Source organism: Vreelandella nigrificans (assembly GCF_002374315.1).
In the GTDB taxonomy this organism is placed as follows: Bacteria; Pseudomonadota; Gammaproteobacteria; order Pseudomonadales; family Halomonadaceae; genus Vreelandella; species Vreelandella nigrificans.
The window spans coordinates 584,340-601,150 of record NZ_NWUX01000001.1 but is presented as its reverse complement, the minus strand read 5'-3'; the positions used below and the strand labels follow the sequence as shown (position 1 = coordinate 601,150).

Below are 16,811 nucleotides of genomic sequence, written 5' to 3'. Positions count from 1 at the left end.
GTAGCTCCGATATGTCTTAGTAAGCGCTAATTGGCTATCACAAGCTGTTGGGCATGCAGCGACTACCTGCCTATCGTTCGCGTTTGGTGCGTCAGTGTGGGCAGAGCATGCTACTTCAGTTGTCTAGCCGCCACTTTGAACGCTGGTGGTGCCGCTGACTTAGGCGAGCCAAAATGATGCCAGGCAGTAACGCTACTGAGGCCATGCCAAGTAGTGTAAGTTGGCTTAGTGGCACCATCCCACCCCCAGGTAGTGCCAGCAGTAGGCCTGCGACTAATACCAAGCCGCGAATTATGCTCTCTTGTACTATTCCATAGCCAAGCCGACCTACCACTACTAGGTAGCCCTGCATGGCAGAGGCAAACAGGATGATGCCAACCACGGCCTGGATGAACACGGCGACAATGGTGAGCGGCTCACCCTGCATAATTAGTGCGGGATTGAGTACGAATAGGAAAGGGATGAAGTATATCACGCTGCCCAAGCGCATTGCCTGAAGGCCGGTTGCCATAGGGCGTGCACCTGCAACAGTGGCAGCGGCGAAGGCACCCAGCGCGACCGGCGGAGTAATGAAGCTCAACATGCCCCAATATAGAATGAACATGTGTACTGCCATTGGGTTGAGGCCGCCGCCTTGAATTAGCGCAGGAGCCAGCGCAACCGCCAAGAATATATAGGCTGCTGTAACGGTCATCCCAATACCCAACACGAAACTAGTAACAGCCCCCATTATCAGTAGAAGTGGAACACTACCGCCGGCTATGTTGATAAAGTCGTTGGCGATGGTGCCAGAAAGGCCGGTCATGGAAAGCGCGCCCACCAGCATGCCCACACCTGCCAAGATAGCGATGAGTTCAGCAAATAGCTTGGCGGCAGATGACAATGTGTCACCTACATCCTTCCAACCCCAGCGGTTATATTTAGATAGTTGATTGAGTACGAGTAGTAGTGCTGTAGCGTAAAAGGGAGCGATGGCTTCCCGTTGCATGACAAGTAGCATCCACACCAATAGCGCAAAGACAAAAATGAAGTACCAACCCTCTTTTAAGGTTTTCCATAAAGAGGGTAGTTCAACGGCAGGTAAGCCTTTAATGTCGTTGCGAGCAGCGTAAGCATCAATCTGTATAAACAAGCCTAGGAAATACAGTACTGAAGGAATAACCGCGGCCAGTGCAATGGTGGAGTAGGGGATATCTAGGAACATTGCCATCACAAAAGCAGTTGCACCCATCACCGGTGGCATTAAAACACCGCCGGTTGAGGCGCAGGCTTCTACGCCGCCTGCAAATGAGCGCGTCATGCCGATGCGGCGCATGGCAGGTATTGACAGCACTCCAGTGGTTAGCACATTGCTGATAACACTACCGCTCATTGAGCCCATCAAACCGCTGGAGAAGATGGATACTTTGGCGGGCCCTCCTCGCACATGGCCTAATAAAGCAAAGGCTAGGTTAATAAAAAACTTACCACCGCCGCTTTTTTGTAGCACCACGCCAAACACTAGAAAGCCGATCACAAGGCCAGCGAAGGCTTGTAGCGGCACCCCCATGATGCTTTCGGTGCTCATGGTGTGGTACATGGCGGTTTCTTCAAGAGTTGAAGGAAACGCTTGTATAGGGCCTGGCACAATATCCGCCACTAGTGGGTAGAGCGAAAATACACCGGCAATAACAGCGATTGGCAAACCGCCTGCTCGACGAGCAGCCTCAATAATAAGTAGCCAGTAAGCGTAGCTGGCGTAGATAGCGAGATCTGGTGCAGCAAAGGCCCACCCCCGCTCTAAAATTGGTACAGCGTTGTAAACAAAATAGCCGCCGACAATGAGTGTGGTGGTGCTTAACAGGTAGTCATACCACGGAACAGGGCGTTCTTGCTGGCTACGACGCATTGGCCAAAGCAGGAAAACCAGCGGTAAAAGTAAGGCGACAACTGCATAGTAAAATTGTGTTTCCAGGCCTGTTACAAAGGTGAGCCATCCAATATTGAAAAGATAATCCAGCGTTATCAGCATTAAAGCAACGGTCGCCGTGGCTGGAATCCAGCGCAGGGCTGAGGGTAGTTGACGAATTTGACTGATCTTTTCTTTAACCTGTGGAGCACTGGCAGTAAAGCTATCTGTAGTCATGGCTAGGTATCTATGGTCATGGCGGAAATGTCTGCAATCAAGGGAGGGGCCGATAATCAGTAGGGGCAACGAATGCTGCCCCTGGGGCATTACTCGAAAATTGGCTCGAAACCGGCATCATTCAGTGCAATGGCACGAGCTTCCATCCAACTGATCGTAAATGCTTCCTCATCACTAGGCGCGTCTTGCATGAAACTTTCCCAGGCACTTAACAGGATTTCTTGGCGCTCCACGAGCTGATCCTGATGTGCTTGCATTTCATCCGTCCACACATCGATCTCTTTGTAGTACTCCACCACGGCATCATGAAATGGCACGACCCATAAAAGATCCTGCTCTTCCAAGGCATAGCCAACGGCTCCTGGGGCGTTATCTTTATAGTCGTCGAAATTTTCTTGCATTGCCTTGATTAACCCATAGGCGACCTTGTCATCCAGGCTCTGATTGGCGACCACAATGGGGTAAGGGTAGCTAGCGCTGGGGACGGGATTCTCGGCGCTAATACCACCAGCGCCTGCGGTCACTTCATGGGGGCGAAAATAAGGGGCAACGGCAGCCATACGCTCCCAACCGGCTTCGTCTTCAGGGTCTAGCACCGGCCAGCTAATGCCACGTGGGCTGCTAGCAAGCTGCTGTGCAGGTGGGGTGACTGTTGTAGTGAAGGAGGCGTCCACGTCGCCAGCAATAATACCGTCGAAGGAGCGACCATATCCCGGGTAATCAACACGCTGGACGTCATCCCAGGTAAGCCCACCGAAAGCTAAGTAAGCCTCGGTTCCTTTGTTGAGGGCATCGTCACCGCGAATATATGCGATACGTTTACCTGCCAAGTCAGCGGGTGTTTCAACATCTAAGTCACCTGCGACTGCCAGAGATAGACCAAAAGAGGCGGTCGAGGTAGTTATCACTCGCAGGGGCTGAGGCCCCCAGTCGCGGTCGGCAAACATCATCACGCCCTCCGCACCGTAGTAGCTGGCAATACCGCAAGCACAAAGATCAACACGACCCTGCTTGAGTGGAGTCATACGCGATACGTCGTTATCACCCGGTAGGATCCGTACCGAGGATCCATATTTATTCTGCAGCATATTCCCGATAGCGACGGCTTGGGCATAGCCACTGGAGTTAGTGCCATAGGCTGTCCATGCCATGGTGTTTGGCAGCTCAACTTCGCTAGCGTAGCTAATCGCAGCGCCGAGTAGTGATAAAGGTAAAGTGGCAATGAGTAAGCGGTGAGCGAATGGGCGCATTTGAATGCTCCTTTATTGTGGTTGTATTTACATCTCGTTATTTTTGGTTTTGTTATGCGGTATTTGGTTTTACTTGGTGGCCGGTTGATAGTAGGTAAGCGCATAGGGATATGTCAACGCCGATCTAAATTGTGAGGCTAAATGGCATGAGCTTTAAAAGAAAAAGCCAGGCAAGTGCCTGGCTTTTCAAGTGTTTTTTGAACAAGGTGTAGTTAACTAAACTCTCTCCATGCAGCGTAGGTGCTAAGGAAAACACGTCCAGTAAGCGACTCAAGAAAGTCGCTTCTTTTGAGATGATCCATCACTGGCCCTTTTACTTCTGCGAGATGGAGTTTTACATCAGAATCTTTTAAACGAGCATTGATAGCATCCAGGCTTTCCAAAGCAGAAGCATCAATTAAATTAACCGCCGAGCATATGAGCACCACATGTTCAAGTTCTGGGCGGCTAGCGACTAGGTTGTAGACGGTATCTTCTAAATAACGTGCATTAGCAAAATAGAGGCTTTCATCAATGCGCAGCAGTGCAGCTCTGCTTGCCGTTTCTACATCGTGACGCTCGATATTGCGAAAATGCTCCGTATCGGGAACCCGGCCTACCAGTGCGCTGTGGGGGCGACTAGTACGATATAAAAACAGTGCAACAGAGAGGGCTACTCCGCCAATAATTCCAGTCTCAATACCTTCAACTAACGTTAGTAATATAGTGACGGCCATGGCAGCAAAATCACTACGAGAATAGCGCCATGTCTGGCGCAGCGTTGGTATATCCACTAGCGTCAAAATAGACACTGTGATGGTGGCAGCTAGTGTGGCAATTGGCAGGTAATAGAGCCAGCCAGTAAACGACATCGTAACCAGTGCTATACCCAAGGCTGCAAATGCCCCCGCGGCGGGTGTTTGAGCGCCAGCGTCGTAGTTAATAACGGTACGTGAAAGACCGCCTGTTACTGGCATACCGCTAGTAACGCCAGCGGCTAAGTTGGCAGCCCCTAAGCCGATTAGCTCCTGGTTGGGTGAAATACGCTGTCGCCGTTTAGCAGCTAGCATTTGCCCCATGGATACTGATTCCACAAAACCCACTAGGCTGATGAGCAGCGCAGGAATAAGTAGCGCACGCCATAGTGTTGTATCGCCCCAAGGAAAGCTCAGAGCGGGTAGGCCACTTGGAATAGTTCCCACCACCTCAACACCGACCTCTGCTAGTTGCCAGTGCCAAGTCGCTAGCGTAGTGGCAGCCACTGCGAAAACAGGCCCTGCTTTGGCGATTAAGTCAGCGACAGCACTAGGTAAACCAAGGGCACAAAGCCCTGGTTTTCCAAAACGGCGCAGGGCGACTAGGAAGAGCAAGGTGCCACTGCCGATAGCGAGTGTGTAAGGGTTTACCGCCGACAGGTTTGGGGGCAGCGTCATCAAACGCTCAATCAAGGTAAAACCGCTGCTAGATATTCCAAGCAGGCTACCTAGTTGGCTAGCGGCGATAAGAATACCTGAGGCAGTTAAAAAACCAGAAATCACAGGGTGGCTCAAAAAATTGCTAAAAAAGCCCATTTTTAACGCCCCCATTACGACCAGGATTACCCCGGATAGCAATGAAAGTACCAATGCCGCCTGCAGATAAGCATCGCTACCTGGGGTAGCGACAGAGGAAAGCGCCGCGCCAGTCATTAGGGCGATAATGGCAACGGGGCCTACCGCGAGCGCTTTGCTAGTGCCAAACAAGGTATACAGCAGTTGGGGAAGAATACTGGCATACAGCCCAACCACCGCGGGTAGCCCAGCCAGCAGCGCATATGCCAGCGATTGAGGGATAACCATCACTGTGACGATTAACCCTGCCAGTAAGTCTGCTCCCAGTAGCCGTTTATGGTAATGGGGTAGCCACGTCAGAATGGGCAAATAGCGCTTTAGCATGAGTTCCAGGTGTCTAGAGGGCGGCAGAAGACAAAGGGTAAATGATATTCCATTTAGTTGCAGTGCTTATATTTATTTGCTCTTCAGAAGTCATGTGACGTATGGGGCCATACGCGCTTTCTTTCTGCCCCCAAAGTGCTACTTCTTTCATCAACATAACCCGTTAAGATTAATCACAACGCGGGGTTAAGCTCGCTCTGTGTGGCGTCCATTACTCAATAATGTCAATAAAAAGAGTACTACTCATGCGCTTATTGCTATTGCTAATTTCTGCGGTGTTATTGGCACTGTCGGCGGGCTTGGTCGCTCAAAATGATATGTGGAGTTATGTAGCATTGCTACCTGCCGCTCTTGGCGGTGGAGCTATTTTGTTGAGCGCACTTGAGGACGTATATCGCTCTGACCGGCGACGACTTGAAAAAGGGCAGTGGAGAGTAAAGCCCCTGAGTGACTATGCATCCTTAAGGGCTATGGCCTACCGATTAATGAATCGTGCCAGTAGTACGGCGATAGCCTCGGCGGAGGTTTCACATTACGCCGATTTAATGGATCAGCGTCTGGCCAAGCAAGAAAAAATGGCGAGGGATGCATCATCAAGTATGAGTGCGATAAACACCGCCATTATGCAAGTGAGCGCAAGCGCTAGCCAAGTCGCTTCGCTTGCGGAGAATGCCCGCCAATCAAGCCATCATAATCATAGCGAGCTTGCTGATATCATAGAAGATATGGCAGGCGTCGCTGAGCGCTCTAACGATGCGCTTGATATGTTGACAGAGCTGAACGATAAAATTGAGCGTGTGCGCAACGTCACTTCCATGATCGAAGGAATTGCCGAACAAACCCATTTATTGTCACTCAATGCTTCAATTGAAGCAGCACGTGCTGGGGAACACGGTAGGGGCTTTGCCGTAGTGGCTGGTGAAGTACGTAACTTAGCGTTAAAAACGTCAACGGCCACTCAAAGTGTTGATGAGCTGGTTAATGATATGCATCAAAGTGGCCATAGCGTGGTCGCCACGATTGGGTCATTGATGACGCGAATTCGTGAGCGCTCTCAAGGTATGCAGCAAGTAGGGAGTGGTCTGGCTACTATTACCCAAGAGTTTGATCATGTGCAGCGCGAGATTACTAGCGTCGCAGAAGCCATGACAAGCACAAGAGAACATAGCCAAACCGTTGCGGATAGCCTAAGGCAGTTAGAAGACGATGTGGATGAGGGAAATCGCAACATGCACGATCTGGCTTCTCAGGCCCGTGCATTGATGGATGCTGCGGAAGGTGTTGATGGTGAGCTGGCGCAGCAGCGCTTAGAGGGGCGGCATCAGGAAGTGTTTCGCATAGCCCGTCAAGCTGCTGATCAAATCGGCAAACTATTTGAAAAAGGCTTGGCTAACGGCCAGCTAGCACATACAGCACTATTTTCGCCAGACTACCGAGCAATTCCTGGCACCCAGCCACTGCTTTACCATACGGGGTTTGACGATTTTACGGATCGACACTTACAAAACCTGCAAGAGCCGCTGCTCACTCAGTTTAGGTTAAGTTATGCTATCGCCTGCGATCGCAACGGCTATGTACCTACACACAACGCGGCGGTCAGCCGTGAGCCTACTGGCAGCTATGGTCATGATCTGAAGTACTGCCGCAGCAAGCGTATTTTTGATGATCCAACAGGCAGCCGTTGCGGTGCCCATGAAAAGCCACTGTTACTGCAAACTTACAAGCGTGATACTGGGGAAATCATGCATGACCTTTCGGCACCAATTTATGTAAATGGTAAGCACTGGGGCGGTTTCCGTATTGGTTACCAACCGACTAAATCTGCCGGTACGGCAGATTTAGCCCTTGACCAGCAAAGGGAGCCAATATCAGGAAGCCACTGTCTGGCGCGTGCGTGACTGCCACGATGACCAAGAATAGAGCGCTAAGCTGGCCCAAATCATCACAAACGTTGCCAGTTGGATAATACTCAGCTTCTCGTCAAAGACAGCAAGTGCAATTAAGAACTGAATACTGGGGTTGATGTACATCAGAAACCCCAGCGTGGCGAGCCGTAAGCGCCGCGCAGCCCCTGCAAATGCCATTAGAGGCAGAGCAGTCAGTACACCGCTGATCACCAACAGTGCGGACATAGGTACATCATACAAAAAGTGCGATTCCCCTTGCCAGTTCAGCCAAGTAAGAGCAATTAGCGCAAGGGGAAGTAGCAGCAGTGTCTCCACAAACAGGCCTGAAAGGCCGTCTAAAGGGATCTGTTTGCGAAATAGCCCATAGCTACCAAAACTTAGCGCTAACAGTAGGCTGATCCAGGGCAGCTCTCCCAGCATGAAAAACTGGATAGCAATGGCTAAACTCGCCAGTCCTAGCGCAATGAGCTGAAGCCGTGCCATCACCTCACGTAGCACCAGCATACCTAATGCTACGTTTACCAAGGGGGTCAAAAAGTAGCCTAAACTGGCCTGTAGTACCTGCTTGCTTTCCACAGCATAAATATAGATTCCCCAGTTAAAGGCAATCAGTAGGGCGCAGGCCAGCACTCGACCTAAGCGCTGTGGTTGCACCAGCGCTGCTGCCACCGGAGACCAGCGTCGCAATAGGCTAATCAGGCCCACCAGGAACAAGCACGACCACAAGATTCGATGGACCAGAATTTCAAAGGCGGGAATACCCTGAAACAGGGCAAAAAATAGCGGGAAACAGCCCCACATTATATAGGCGGTTAAACCAAACATAACGCCTTTAACTGCTTCGGGGTCCCGCGATGTTGAGGAAAGCATAGCAGCCTCATTAATTTAAAATGCTAATCTAGCACACAATTAATGAATACACCGGTGCATAAGGAGAGTGGCATGAGCCAATTGAAGATAAGCTTGGTGCAATGCGATTTACGCTGGGAAGATCCTCAAGCGAACCACGCACACCTAGAGCAATTGCTAGGTGAGTTAGATAGCCGAGTTACTGATCTTATCGTGCTGCCTGAAATGTTTGCCACTGGCTTTACCATGAACTCTCGTGAAATGGCCCAACCGGTGGAACAAAGCCAAAGCGTTGCTTGGCTGAAAGCACAGGCCAAGGCGAGAGGCTGTGTGATGACGGGCAGTGTTGCGATTGTTGAAGACGGGCAGTATTTCAACCGTATGGTGTGGGCCACTCCTGACGAGGGCCTGTGCCACTACGATAAGCGGCATCTTTTTCGTATGGCTGGAGAGCATGAGCGCTACGGAATGGGTAACCAGCGCCAAATTGTTGAGCTTAAAGGCTTTAAGTTGCAGTTGAGCGTTTGTTACGACTTACGCTTTCCTGTATGGATGCGTCAGCAACCAGCAGAAGGCGAGCATTTCGAGTATGATGCTATTCTGTGCGTGGCGAACTGGCCCGCTCCCCGAAGGCATCCGTGGCGTACTTTGCTACAGGCCCGTGCGGTCGAAAACCTAGCCTATGTGGTGGGTGTAAATCGTGTGGGTGAGGATGCCAAAGGGCTCGCTTACAGTGGCGACTCAATGCTGGTCGATTTCAAAGGGGAACCGCTGATCGATCATCCTGCAAACGCTCCGTTTATTGAAACGGGGACGCTAGATAAAACGGACCTAGATGCTTTTCGTGAAAAATTTCCTGCATGGCAAGATGCCGACCGCTATTCGCTGCTGCCAGGAGTGGGTCAATAATGCGCCTTGATCGCTTTTTAAGTGAAACGACCCCGTTAACTCGTAGTTTAGCGAAGCGTGCGCTCAAAAATGGTGAAGTCACCCTTAATGGAGAGCTGATCAAACAAGCGGCGACCCAGGTAAACACCGAGAGTGATGACGTCAAGTTGAATGGTGAAACGTTATCATTGGTTGGACTGCGCTATTTGATGATGCATAAGCCGGTAGATGTGGAGTGCACTGCACGCCGTGGACTCTACCCGCGGGTTATTGACTTAATAGACCTGCCGAAAGTAGAGCGGCTGCAGCCAGTAGGGCGTTTAGATGTTGATACCACAGGTTTATTATTGTTGACCGATGATGGTCAGTGGTCCCATAGAGTGACTTCTCCCCGCCACCGTTGTGCAAAAGTGTATGTGGCAGATTTAGCCGAACCCGTAGAGGATCAAGCTGCCCAATGGGCGATCGATCAGGTAGCGGAAGGGATTATGCTAGACGGAGAAGAGACGCCCACTCAGCCTGCCGTGCTGCGTTTTATTACTCCATATCAAGCCGAGCTGACCATTACCGAAGGGCGCTATCATCAGGTAAAACGTATGTTTGCCGCCTTGGGCAACCATGTGAGTTCGTTACATCGCCGATCAATTGGCGACATAGTATTACCGGATAATTTAGCGCCGGGCGAATGGCGTGAGCTAACCCCAGAAGAGATAGCTGGTTTCTAGCCTATTACGTGTACTAAAACTGTATGGCGCCCTCATTACACGATCGTGTAATGAGGGCGTTTGCTTATGGAAAAGTAAAATTTTATACCGTTATCTTTCATGGTTCGTAACAAGATAACCACCATCCAGATAGTGCCGCTGACCAGCAAAATTTCAGCAGATATTAGTCCAAATGGGCGGCTTTTATCAGAGCCTTGGTATAGGCATGCTGTGGATTAGCAAGTACCTCAAGACAATCGCCTTGTTCGATCACTTCACCGTCCTTAAGTACCATAATACGATGAGCCATAGCGCGCACTACAGCCAAGTCATGGCTAATAAATAGATAACTTAGCTGACGGCGAGCCTGGAGTTCGCGTAGTAGGGTTACCAGCTGTTTCTGGACGGTGCGGTCGAGTGCCGAGGTGGGCTCGTCCAGTACTAGCAGCTCAGGCTCTAAAATAATTGCTCGAGCTACGGCAATCCGCTGGCGCTGACCACCTGAAAATTCATGGGGATAGCGGGCAGCGCAGCTTTCCGGTAAGCCAACCTCGCGCAAGGTACGGTGCACACGCTCGGTTATTTCGGCTGGGGTTAGGTTAGGATAGTGGAAGTGCAGGCCTTCACTCACAATATCGAACACAGGCATGCGGGGTGAAAGGGCACCATAAGGATCCTGAAACACCATTTGCAGCCGATGGCGCTGGCGTCTTAACGCATCACCGGAGAGTTGGCTTAACGTTGCATCACCTAGTGTTACCTCTCCTTGGCTAGCGACTAAGCGCATGATGGCTGAGGCCAGGGTAGTCTTGCCGGAGCCTGATTCCCCCACAACGCCTAGGGTTTCACCAGGTGAAATGCTTAAATCAGTTGCTTTGAGAGCGTCAAATGCGGGCGGCTGGCGCTGAAAGAGTCCTGTTTTTGGCCGCTTAAAGCTGACGCTGAGCTGGTGTGTGGTTAATAGCGGTGTAGCATTAACAGGTGCTGCAGGTCGGCCTTCGGGCTCCGCAGCGATCAACGCTTTGGTATAGTCGCTTTTTGGTTTATCGAATACGTCGACAACGCTACCTGTTTCTTGAACTTTTCCCTGGTACATAACACACACACGATCCGCATGGCGGCGTACCAAGTTCAGGTCATGGCTGATTAGCAGAACACCCATTCCATGGCGGTCACGTAGCTCTTTTAGCAGGGCTAAAATCTCTTGCTGAACGGTTACGTCGAGTGCCGTAGTGGGTTCGTCAGCAATTAGCAGTGCTGGATTATTGGCAATAGCCATAGCAATCATCACTCGCTGGCGCTGACCGCCAGAAAGCTGATGCGGCCAAGCATCTAATAACTCTTCCGGTCGCGGTAGTTGGACCTGCTCTAGCAGCGCTTTGGCGCGAGTACGTGCAGCCTGCCCGCCAATCCCTTGATGTAGGCGCAGTGTCTCACCGATCTGCTTGCCAATGCGGTGTAATGGGTTGAGCGAGGTCATCGGCTCCTGAAAAATAAATCCGACTCGGTTGCCGCGGATGCCATTCCAGTCACGCTTGGTGAGTTGGTTGAGGTTTATCTCTTCTAACCAACGTTGCCCACTCACAGTCGCGTTGCTAGGTAGTAGATCAATGGCACCGAGCGCAGAGACTGACTTTCCGGAGCCAGATTCACCTACGATTGCTAGTGTTTCACCGGCATTAACAGTGAGCGAGAGTGAGTCAACGACCACGCTGTCATTAAAGGCAACTGAAAACTCCTGTAAGCGCAGTAGCGGATTAGCATTGGTAGGCTCAAACATGAGTTGCTTCCTGGGCTGATGAAGGGCGCTGCGTAACATGGCGCGGGTCGAATGCATCGCGCAAACCTTCACCAATAAATACGAGTAGAGAAAGCATAATCGCCAACGTCATGAATGCAGTAATACCCAGCCAGGGCGCATGCAGGTTGTTTTTACCTTGAGCGGCTAGCTCCCCTAGCGAGGGGGCACCTGGAGGGAGCCCAAAGCCCAGGAAGTCTAGCGCTGTCAGGGTGCCTATAGCGCCGGTAAACAGGAAAGGGATAAATGTAAGCGTTGCCACCATGGCATTTGGCAAAACGTGGCGCCACATGATTAGCCGAGAGGGTAGCCCCATCGCCTTAGCAGCACGCACATATTCAAGGTTACGGGCGCGCAAAAATTCGGCGCGCACGATATCCACTAGGCCCAGCCAAGAAAAGAGCAGCATAATACCCAATAACCACCAAAAGCCAGGCTGCACAAAGCTGGCCAAAATAATCAGCAGAAATAGCACCGGCAACCCCGACCATATCTCAGTCATACGCTGGCCGATGAGGTCTACTTTGCCGCCAAAATAACCCTGAACCCCACCCACGACGACACCCATCACCAGCGAACCAGCGGTGAGCACAAGGGCAAACGCCACCGAAAGCCTGAACCCGTAAATCACCCGCGCCAGTACATCTCTCCCTTGGTCGTCGGTGCCTAGCCAATGGCGGTTATCCGGCGGAGCGGGGGAGGGTTGGGTCATCTGCATATCCAACGTTTGATAGGAGAACGGTATGACAGGCCAAAGCGCCCAGCCGTGGTCGCTGATCTGCTGTTGGATGAAAGGATCTAAATAATCGGTGCGGGTGGGTAAAAATCCGCCAAACTCAGTTTCCGGGTAGTCTACTAGCAGTGGTAAGTACCACTGGCCTTGGTACTGCATCACGATAGGTTTGTCATTGGCGATAAGTTCAGCGAATAAGCTGACAATGAATAACGTGCTAAATAGCCACAGCGAGACCCGTGCGCGGCGGTTAGCTTTAAATGCCGCTAAGCGACGCTGTGTAATTGGTGAAAGGCGCGAGGTAATAAAGTGCATATACTTATGACTCCCGCGACGAAAAGTCGATGCGAGGGTCAACCCACACATAGGTAAGGTCAGACACCAGCTTTAGCAACAGTCCGATGACGGTATACAGAAATAGCGTTCCAAAAATCACTGGGTAATCTCGCTGCATAACTGCCTCGAAGCCCAGCAGGCCTAAGCCATCCAGGGAGAAAATTACCTCTATAAGCAGTGCGCCGGTAAAAAAAATACCGATCATTGCAGACGGTAAGCCCGCAATAATAATGAGCATTGCATTGCGGAAAACATGCCCGTAGAGGATGCGATGCTCGTCTGCTCCTTTGGCCCTAGCCGTTAAAACGTATTGTTTATGGATTTCGTCTAAAAAACTATTTTTGGTCAACATGGTGAGCGTAGCGAAACTGCCAATGGCAGCGGCGGTGACGGGTAGTGTGATATGCCAGAAGTAATCTTTTATTTTTCCCCAGGTGGATAGCTCTGCAAAGTCCGGCGAGGTCAAGCCGCGTAGCGGGAACCAGTCCAGGTAAGTTCCTCCCGCGAACAGCACGATAAGCAGAATGGCAAATAGAAAGCCGGGAATCGCGTAGCCTACAACGACCAAGCCTGAAGTCCATACATCAAAACGTGACCCGTGGCGTAACGCTTTACGTATTCCTAAAGGAATTGAAACTAAGTAGACCAGTAATGTCGTCCACAGCCCAAGTGAGATAGATACAGGCAGTCGTTCTATCATCAGTTCAATTACTGGGCGGTCACGAAAGAAGCTGGTGCCGAAATCGAAGGTGAGATAATCCACCATCATCCCAATAAACCGCTCGTGAGCGGGTTTGTCAAAGCCAAACTGTTGCTCTAACTGTTCAATAAAGCGAGGGTCGATTCCTCTTGCGCCACGCGAATCATCGCTTACTTGGATATCCGCACCACCCATATCCAGGCGCGTGCTTGCCATTGCATCAGCGCCCTCAAAGCGCGCTAGCATTTGATCAATAGGCCCGCCAGGGGCCGCTTGTACAATAATAAAATTAAGCAGCATGATACCGAACAGCGTAGGTATCATTAGTAGCAGTCGGCGAAGGGTATAGCGTGCCACAGTGCACTCCGTGAGTCGTTGTGATTTAGCAAGGCTCAGCGCCGACGATTACGTCGCTGCAAGGCTGCTTCACGTTCGGTATCTACCCACCAGGCATCTAAGTCCATGGCGTATTCTGGGAATGGCTCTGGATAGCCAAACTTATCCCAAACGGCGATACGGGATTCACCCGAGTGGTAGTGGGGTATGACGTAAAACCCCCAGCGCAGCACTCTATCAAGGGCATGGGTGACAGTGTCTAGTGTTTCACGATCTTCAGCGCGTATTAACTGCTCAACTAGTGCGTCAACGGCAGGGTGGGCTAGAGCCATCCGGTTGCGGCTTTGTGGAGCTTCAGCAGCGGCGCTGGTCCAGTAGTCACGTTGTTCATTGCCTGGGTTATTAGATTGAGGGAAATGGCTAATAACCATATCGTAGTCATAGCTGCGTAGCCGATTAAGAAACTGATTGATATCAACGATGCGAAGTGAAGTCTGTACGCCAAGCCGCGCCATATTGCGTAGCATCGGCTGCACTACACGTTCTAAGCCTGAATCATATAGCAGTACTTCTACGCTGAGGGGGCGGCCTGTTTCGTTATTGACCAGAACGCCGTTATCAACTTCATATCCTGCCTCATGTAGCAAGTCCAGGCCGAGCCTCAGCCTATCACGCAGATTGGTAGGGTGCTCGATGGGCAGCGGGTCGGTAAAAAGTCGTTCAGAGCGGTGTGAGGCGAGCAGCTCGTCTCTGAATGGCTCTAAAAGCGCCAGCTCATCTTCCGATGGTAGCCCGGTGGCTTCCATTTCAGAATTCTGAAAAAAGCTTTCAGTACGCTGATAAGTACCATAGAAAATATTTGTATTTAGCCATGGGAAATCGAACGTTAGGCTAAGCGCCTCACGAACCCGTGGGTCTTGAAACTGCTCTTTACGCAGGTTGAATACAAACGCCTGCATCATCGAAGGATTTACGTCTGGTACAGTAATACGCTTAATCAAGCCGTCCCGATAAGCCGGAAAATCATAGCCAATTGCCCAGGTGGCTGCGCGAGCATCAATGCGAAAGTCGGTTAGCCCAGCTTTGAAGGCTTCCCAGGCAATATCGCGATCGCGGTAGTACTCATAAATAATTCGATCGATATTATGACGGCCTATATTTACGGGTAAATCTTTCCCCCAGTAGTTCTCATCCCGCTTAAACACGATGCGCCGCCCAGGATCTACATCACCAATGCGGTAGGGGCCGGATCCAGGGTGTGCCGCTAGGGTGGGTGATGTAAAGTCCCGAGGCTCCCAATAGTGGCGGGGCAGAATAGGTAGCTGAGCCACGATAAGTGGTAGCTCACGAGACTCGGTATTGTTGAATTCAAAACGCACCTGATGTTCGCTTTGCGCAATGACCCGCTCAACACCCGCATAGTAGCTAGCGTAAAAGGGATTGGCTTTTTCACGCAGTAGGTTAAAGGTGAAGACGACATCGTAGGCAGTAACTGGCTCACCATCCTGAAAGCGTGCCTCAGGGCGAAGATCAAACTCAATCCAGTGACGATCAGGGTCTAAACGAACACCTTTTGCTAGTAATCCATATAGGCTAAAGGGCTCTCCTGGGTTGCTCGTCATCAATGTGTCATAGATGTTCGAAATGCCGGTGGCTGGGGTTCCTCGAATAATAAAGGGGTTCGTTGAGTCAAAGCTACCGCCCACAGCAGTGTGAGTGATAGTGCCACCTTTTGGGGCCACCGGATTGACGTGGGGGAAATAAGCAAAGTCTTCGGCTAGCTCTGGGTTGTCGTACAAGGACAACCCATGAGTGGTTTCAACGGGGCCGGGCGGAGTGGTTTCAACGAGACCATCTGAAGCAAATAGCGACATGCTAAGCAGGAAGCCGCTTATGATCAAAAGCGTATTAGTAAACAACACACCGCGTGGCATTGGTAACTTCCTGTAGTAACGAACTGCAGTAACAAACCGTCGTAACAAAACCCATGAAACAGAGCATAAATAAAAGCTCAAGTGATAAAGTCTATGCTACCTCGTTTCAACGCCCAGAAAGGCTAAGTAGCTGGCCTGGCTGAAGTGCTTCCGGGCGATCTATTGCATTCCACCTAATTAAGTCCTGCTGATCAAGATTATAGCGTGCTGCGATCGCCGATAGGTTGTCACCATTTTCAACGCGGTAAGTATCTGGTGCCTCAGCAGTGGTGAGTGTGCTATTGCCAGACTGTGAAAGCTGAGCTAACACCTGGGTATCTACTTCTTCGGGCACTAATAAGGTCTGTGCACTGTTTGGATCGATACTGCCATTAAGCAGGCCAGGGTTTAGCTCGGCCAGCGCTGCTTGGCTAACATCTAATAGCTGTGATGCTTGGGCAAGGCTAACCGGTTGCTCCAATCGTACCTTTGCAAAAGCGGGATCTGAGTGGATCTCGGGTAGGTCGACGCCATAAAATTCAGGATCACTAATAATTGTAGCAATTGCTTTTAGCTTAGGGACGTACTGCATGGTTTCATTGGGTAGAGCAAGATCCCAATACTCGCCTGATAGACCTTGGCTTAATGCTTGTCTTTGAGCACGGTTCACGGTGCCTGCGCCAGCATTATACGCCGCTAGTGATAGCATCAAGTCACCCTCATACCACTGGTCTGCCTGCATTTCCAGGTATTCAAGTGCTGCGTCGGTGGACGTTACTACATCTAAACGGCCATCATAGTTACCGTTACGTACAAGGCCTAGTGCATCACCTGTGCCTGGCATAAATTGCCATAATCCTGCGGCACCTCGATGGCTTCGAGCGCTAGGGTCGAAAGAGCTTTCGACAAAAGGAATTAAGGCGATTTCACCCGGCAACCCTCGCTCTTCAACCTGCTGTGTAATCCATGCTAGCCACGGAGCAGAGCGCTGTGTAATTGCGACGATATTTTGTGGGCTTGCCTGATAGTGCTCTATCCATTTGTCCACTCTGGCCTGAGCCTCTGGAGAGAGCTGCTTATCTTGCCATTGGAAGTTTGCGCGTAGGGCGCTCCAAGCATCTCGTGGCTCTAGCACCAGCGATTCCCAGAAATGGGTATAAAACGTGGAGGGGCGTGCTGAGGTGTGTGAGTCTGCCGCTGCTGATGGGGCTGGCGTGGCTGACGGGTAAGTGCTGCTATAATTAGTTGCAGATGCCTGAGAGCTTGCTGCTGCAGCCATCAGAAGGCCCATTATTACAGTACTGCCAGCGCTTAATAATAAGCGCTGGCGAATCGTTCGATACGTCATAGTCGGTTCGT

At 51.0% G+C, this 16,811-nt stretch carries 12 protein-coding genes; 3 read left to right on the top strand and 9 right to left on the bottom strand.

What is annotated here, in order from left to right; genetic code table 11:
• Positions 1-115: 115 nt before the first annotated feature.
• The 3 genes from CPA45_RS02905 to CPA45_RS02895 all read right to left on the bottom strand — a co-directional run bounded on the left by CPA45_RS02905 (position 116) and on the right by CPA45_RS02895 (position 5,288).
• Positions 116-2,125, bottom strand: coding sequence for a TRAP transporter permease (locus CPA45_RS02905; protein ID WP_096650133.1), 2,010 nt, complete (start codon positions 2,123-2,125; stop codon positions 116-118).
• Between the two features lie 89 nt (positions 2,126-2,214).
• On the bottom strand, positions 2,215-3,375 hold the full coding sequence (locus CPA45_RS02900) for a TAXI family TRAP transporter solute-binding subunit (RefSeq protein WP_096650131.1): 1,161 nt from the start codon (positions 3,373-3,375) through the stop codon (positions 2,215-2,217).
• Between the two features lie 212 nt (positions 3,376-3,587).
• Positions 3,588-5,288, bottom strand: a complete 1,701-nt coding sequence (locus CPA45_RS02895; RefSeq protein ID WP_096650129.1) for a SulP family inorganic anion transporter — start codon at positions 5,286-5,288, stop codon at positions 3,588-3,590.
• Between the two features lie 245 nt (positions 5,289-5,533).
• Here CPA45_RS02895 and CPA45_RS02890 point away from each other — a divergent pair, with 245 nt between their 5' ends.
• Positions 5,534-7,186, top strand: coding sequence for a methyl-accepting chemotaxis protein (locus CPA45_RS02890; protein ID WP_096650127.1), 1,653 nt, complete (start codon positions 5,534-5,536; stop codon positions 7,184-7,186).
• Here CPA45_RS02890 and rarD read toward each other — a convergent pair.
• Positions 7,157-8,065, bottom strand: coding sequence for an EamA family transporter RarD (gene rarD / locus CPA45_RS02885; RefSeq protein WP_096650125.1), 909 nt, complete (start codon positions 8,063-8,065; stop codon positions 7,157-7,159). The two genes, CPA45_RS02890 and rarD, sit on opposite strands and share 30 nt — an antisense overlap.
• Before the next feature lie 72 nt (positions 8,066-8,137).
• Between rarD and CPA45_RS02880 the strand changes: the two genes are divergently transcribed.
• Positions 8,138-8,953 (top strand): amidohydrolase, encoded by an 816-nt coding sequence (locus tag CPA45_RS02880; RefSeq protein WP_096650123.1) that lies wholly within the window; start codon positions 8,138-8,140, stop codon positions 8,951-8,953.
• Positions 8,953-9,657, top strand: coding sequence for a pseudouridine synthase (locus CPA45_RS02875; RefSeq protein ID WP_096650121.1), 705 nt, complete (start codon positions 8,953-8,955; stop codon positions 9,655-9,657). The genes CPA45_RS02880 and CPA45_RS02875 overlap by 1 nt, the downstream gene beginning before the upstream one ends.
• 163 nt (positions 9,658-9,820) lie before the next feature.
• Here CPA45_RS02875 and CPA45_RS02870 read toward each other — a convergent pair whose 3' ends face one another.
• From CPA45_RS02870 to CPA45_RS02850, 5 genes are all read right to left on the bottom strand, one after another.
• A complete protein-coding gene (locus CPA45_RS02870) occupies positions 9,821-11,416 on the bottom strand; it encodes an ABC transporter ATP-binding protein (RefSeq protein ID WP_096650119.1) in 1,596 nt (531 codons plus the stop codon).
• The gene (locus tag CPA45_RS02865) at positions 11,409-12,482 is read right to left on the bottom strand and encodes an ABC transporter permease (protein WP_096650117.1); all 1,074 of its coding nucleotides are present in this window, start codon (positions 12,480-12,482) and stop codon (positions 11,409-11,411) included. The genes CPA45_RS02870 and CPA45_RS02865 overlap by 8 nt, the downstream gene beginning before the upstream one ends.
• Before the next feature lie 4 nt (positions 12,483-12,486).
• Entirely contained in the window at positions 12,487-13,560 is a 1,074-nt protein-coding gene (locus tag CPA45_RS02860; RefSeq protein ID WP_078087641.1) for a microcin C ABC transporter permease YejB, read from the bottom strand.
• A 35-nt stretch (positions 13,561-13,595) separates the two neighbouring features.
• Positions 13,596-15,473 (bottom strand): extracellular solute-binding protein, encoded by a 1,878-nt coding sequence (locus CPA45_RS02855; protein ID WP_096650115.1) that lies wholly within the window; start codon positions 15,471-15,473, stop codon positions 13,596-13,598.
• A gap of 106 nt (positions 15,474-15,579) precedes the next feature.
• On the bottom strand, positions 15,580-16,800 hold the full coding sequence (locus CPA45_RS02850) for a transglycosylase SLT domain-containing protein (RefSeq protein ID WP_096650113.1): 1,221 nt from the start codon (positions 16,798-16,800) through the stop codon (positions 15,580-15,582).
• Between the last annotated feature and the right edge of the window lie 11 nt (positions 16,801-16,811).

What these genes read in the sequence shown, in the direction of transcription:
- CPA45_RS02905 (WP_096650133.1), bottom strand. Translation starts at nt 2,125, where the DNA reads ATGACTACAGATAGCTTTACTGCCAGTGCTCCACAGGTTAAAGAAAAG.
- CPA45_RS02900 (WP_096650131.1), bottom strand. Translation starts at nt 3,375, where the DNA reads ATGCGCCCATTCGCTCACCGCTTACTCATTGCCACTTTACCTTTATCA.
- CPA45_RS02895 (WP_096650129.1), bottom strand. Translation starts at nt 5,288, where the DNA reads ATGCTAAAGCGCTATTTGCCCATTCTGACGTGGCTACCCCATTACCAT.
- CPA45_RS02890 (WP_096650127.1), top strand. Translation starts at nt 5,534, where the DNA reads ATGCGCTTATTGCTATTGCTAATTTCTGCGGTGTTATTGGCACTGTCG.
- rarD (WP_096650125.1), bottom strand. Translation starts at nt 8,065, where the DNA reads ATGCTTTCCTCAACATCGCGGGACCCCGAAGCAGTTAAAGGCGTTATG.
- CPA45_RS02880 (WP_096650123.1), top strand. Translation starts at nt 8,138, where the DNA reads ATGAGCCAATTGAAGATAAGCTTGGTGCAATGCGATTTACGCTGGGAA.
- CPA45_RS02875 (WP_096650121.1), top strand. Translation starts at nt 8,953, where the DNA reads ATGCGCCTTGATCGCTTTTTAAGTGAAACGACCCCGTTAACTCGTAGT.
- CPA45_RS02870 (WP_096650119.1), bottom strand. Translation starts at nt 11,416, where the DNA reads ATGTTTGAGCCTACCAATGCTAATCCGCTACTGCGCTTACAGGAGTTT.
- CPA45_RS02865 (WP_096650117.1), bottom strand. Translation starts at nt 12,482, where the DNA reads ATGCACTTTATTACCTCGCGCCTTTCACCAATTACACAGCGTCGCTTA.
- CPA45_RS02855 (WP_096650115.1), bottom strand. Translation starts at nt 15,473, where the DNA reads ATGCCACGCGGTGTGTTGTTTACTAATACGCTTTTGATCATAAGCGGC.
- CPA45_RS02850 (WP_096650113.1), bottom strand. Translation starts at nt 16,800, where the DNA reads ATGACGTATCGAACGATTCGCCAGCGCTTATTATTAAGCGCTGGCAGT.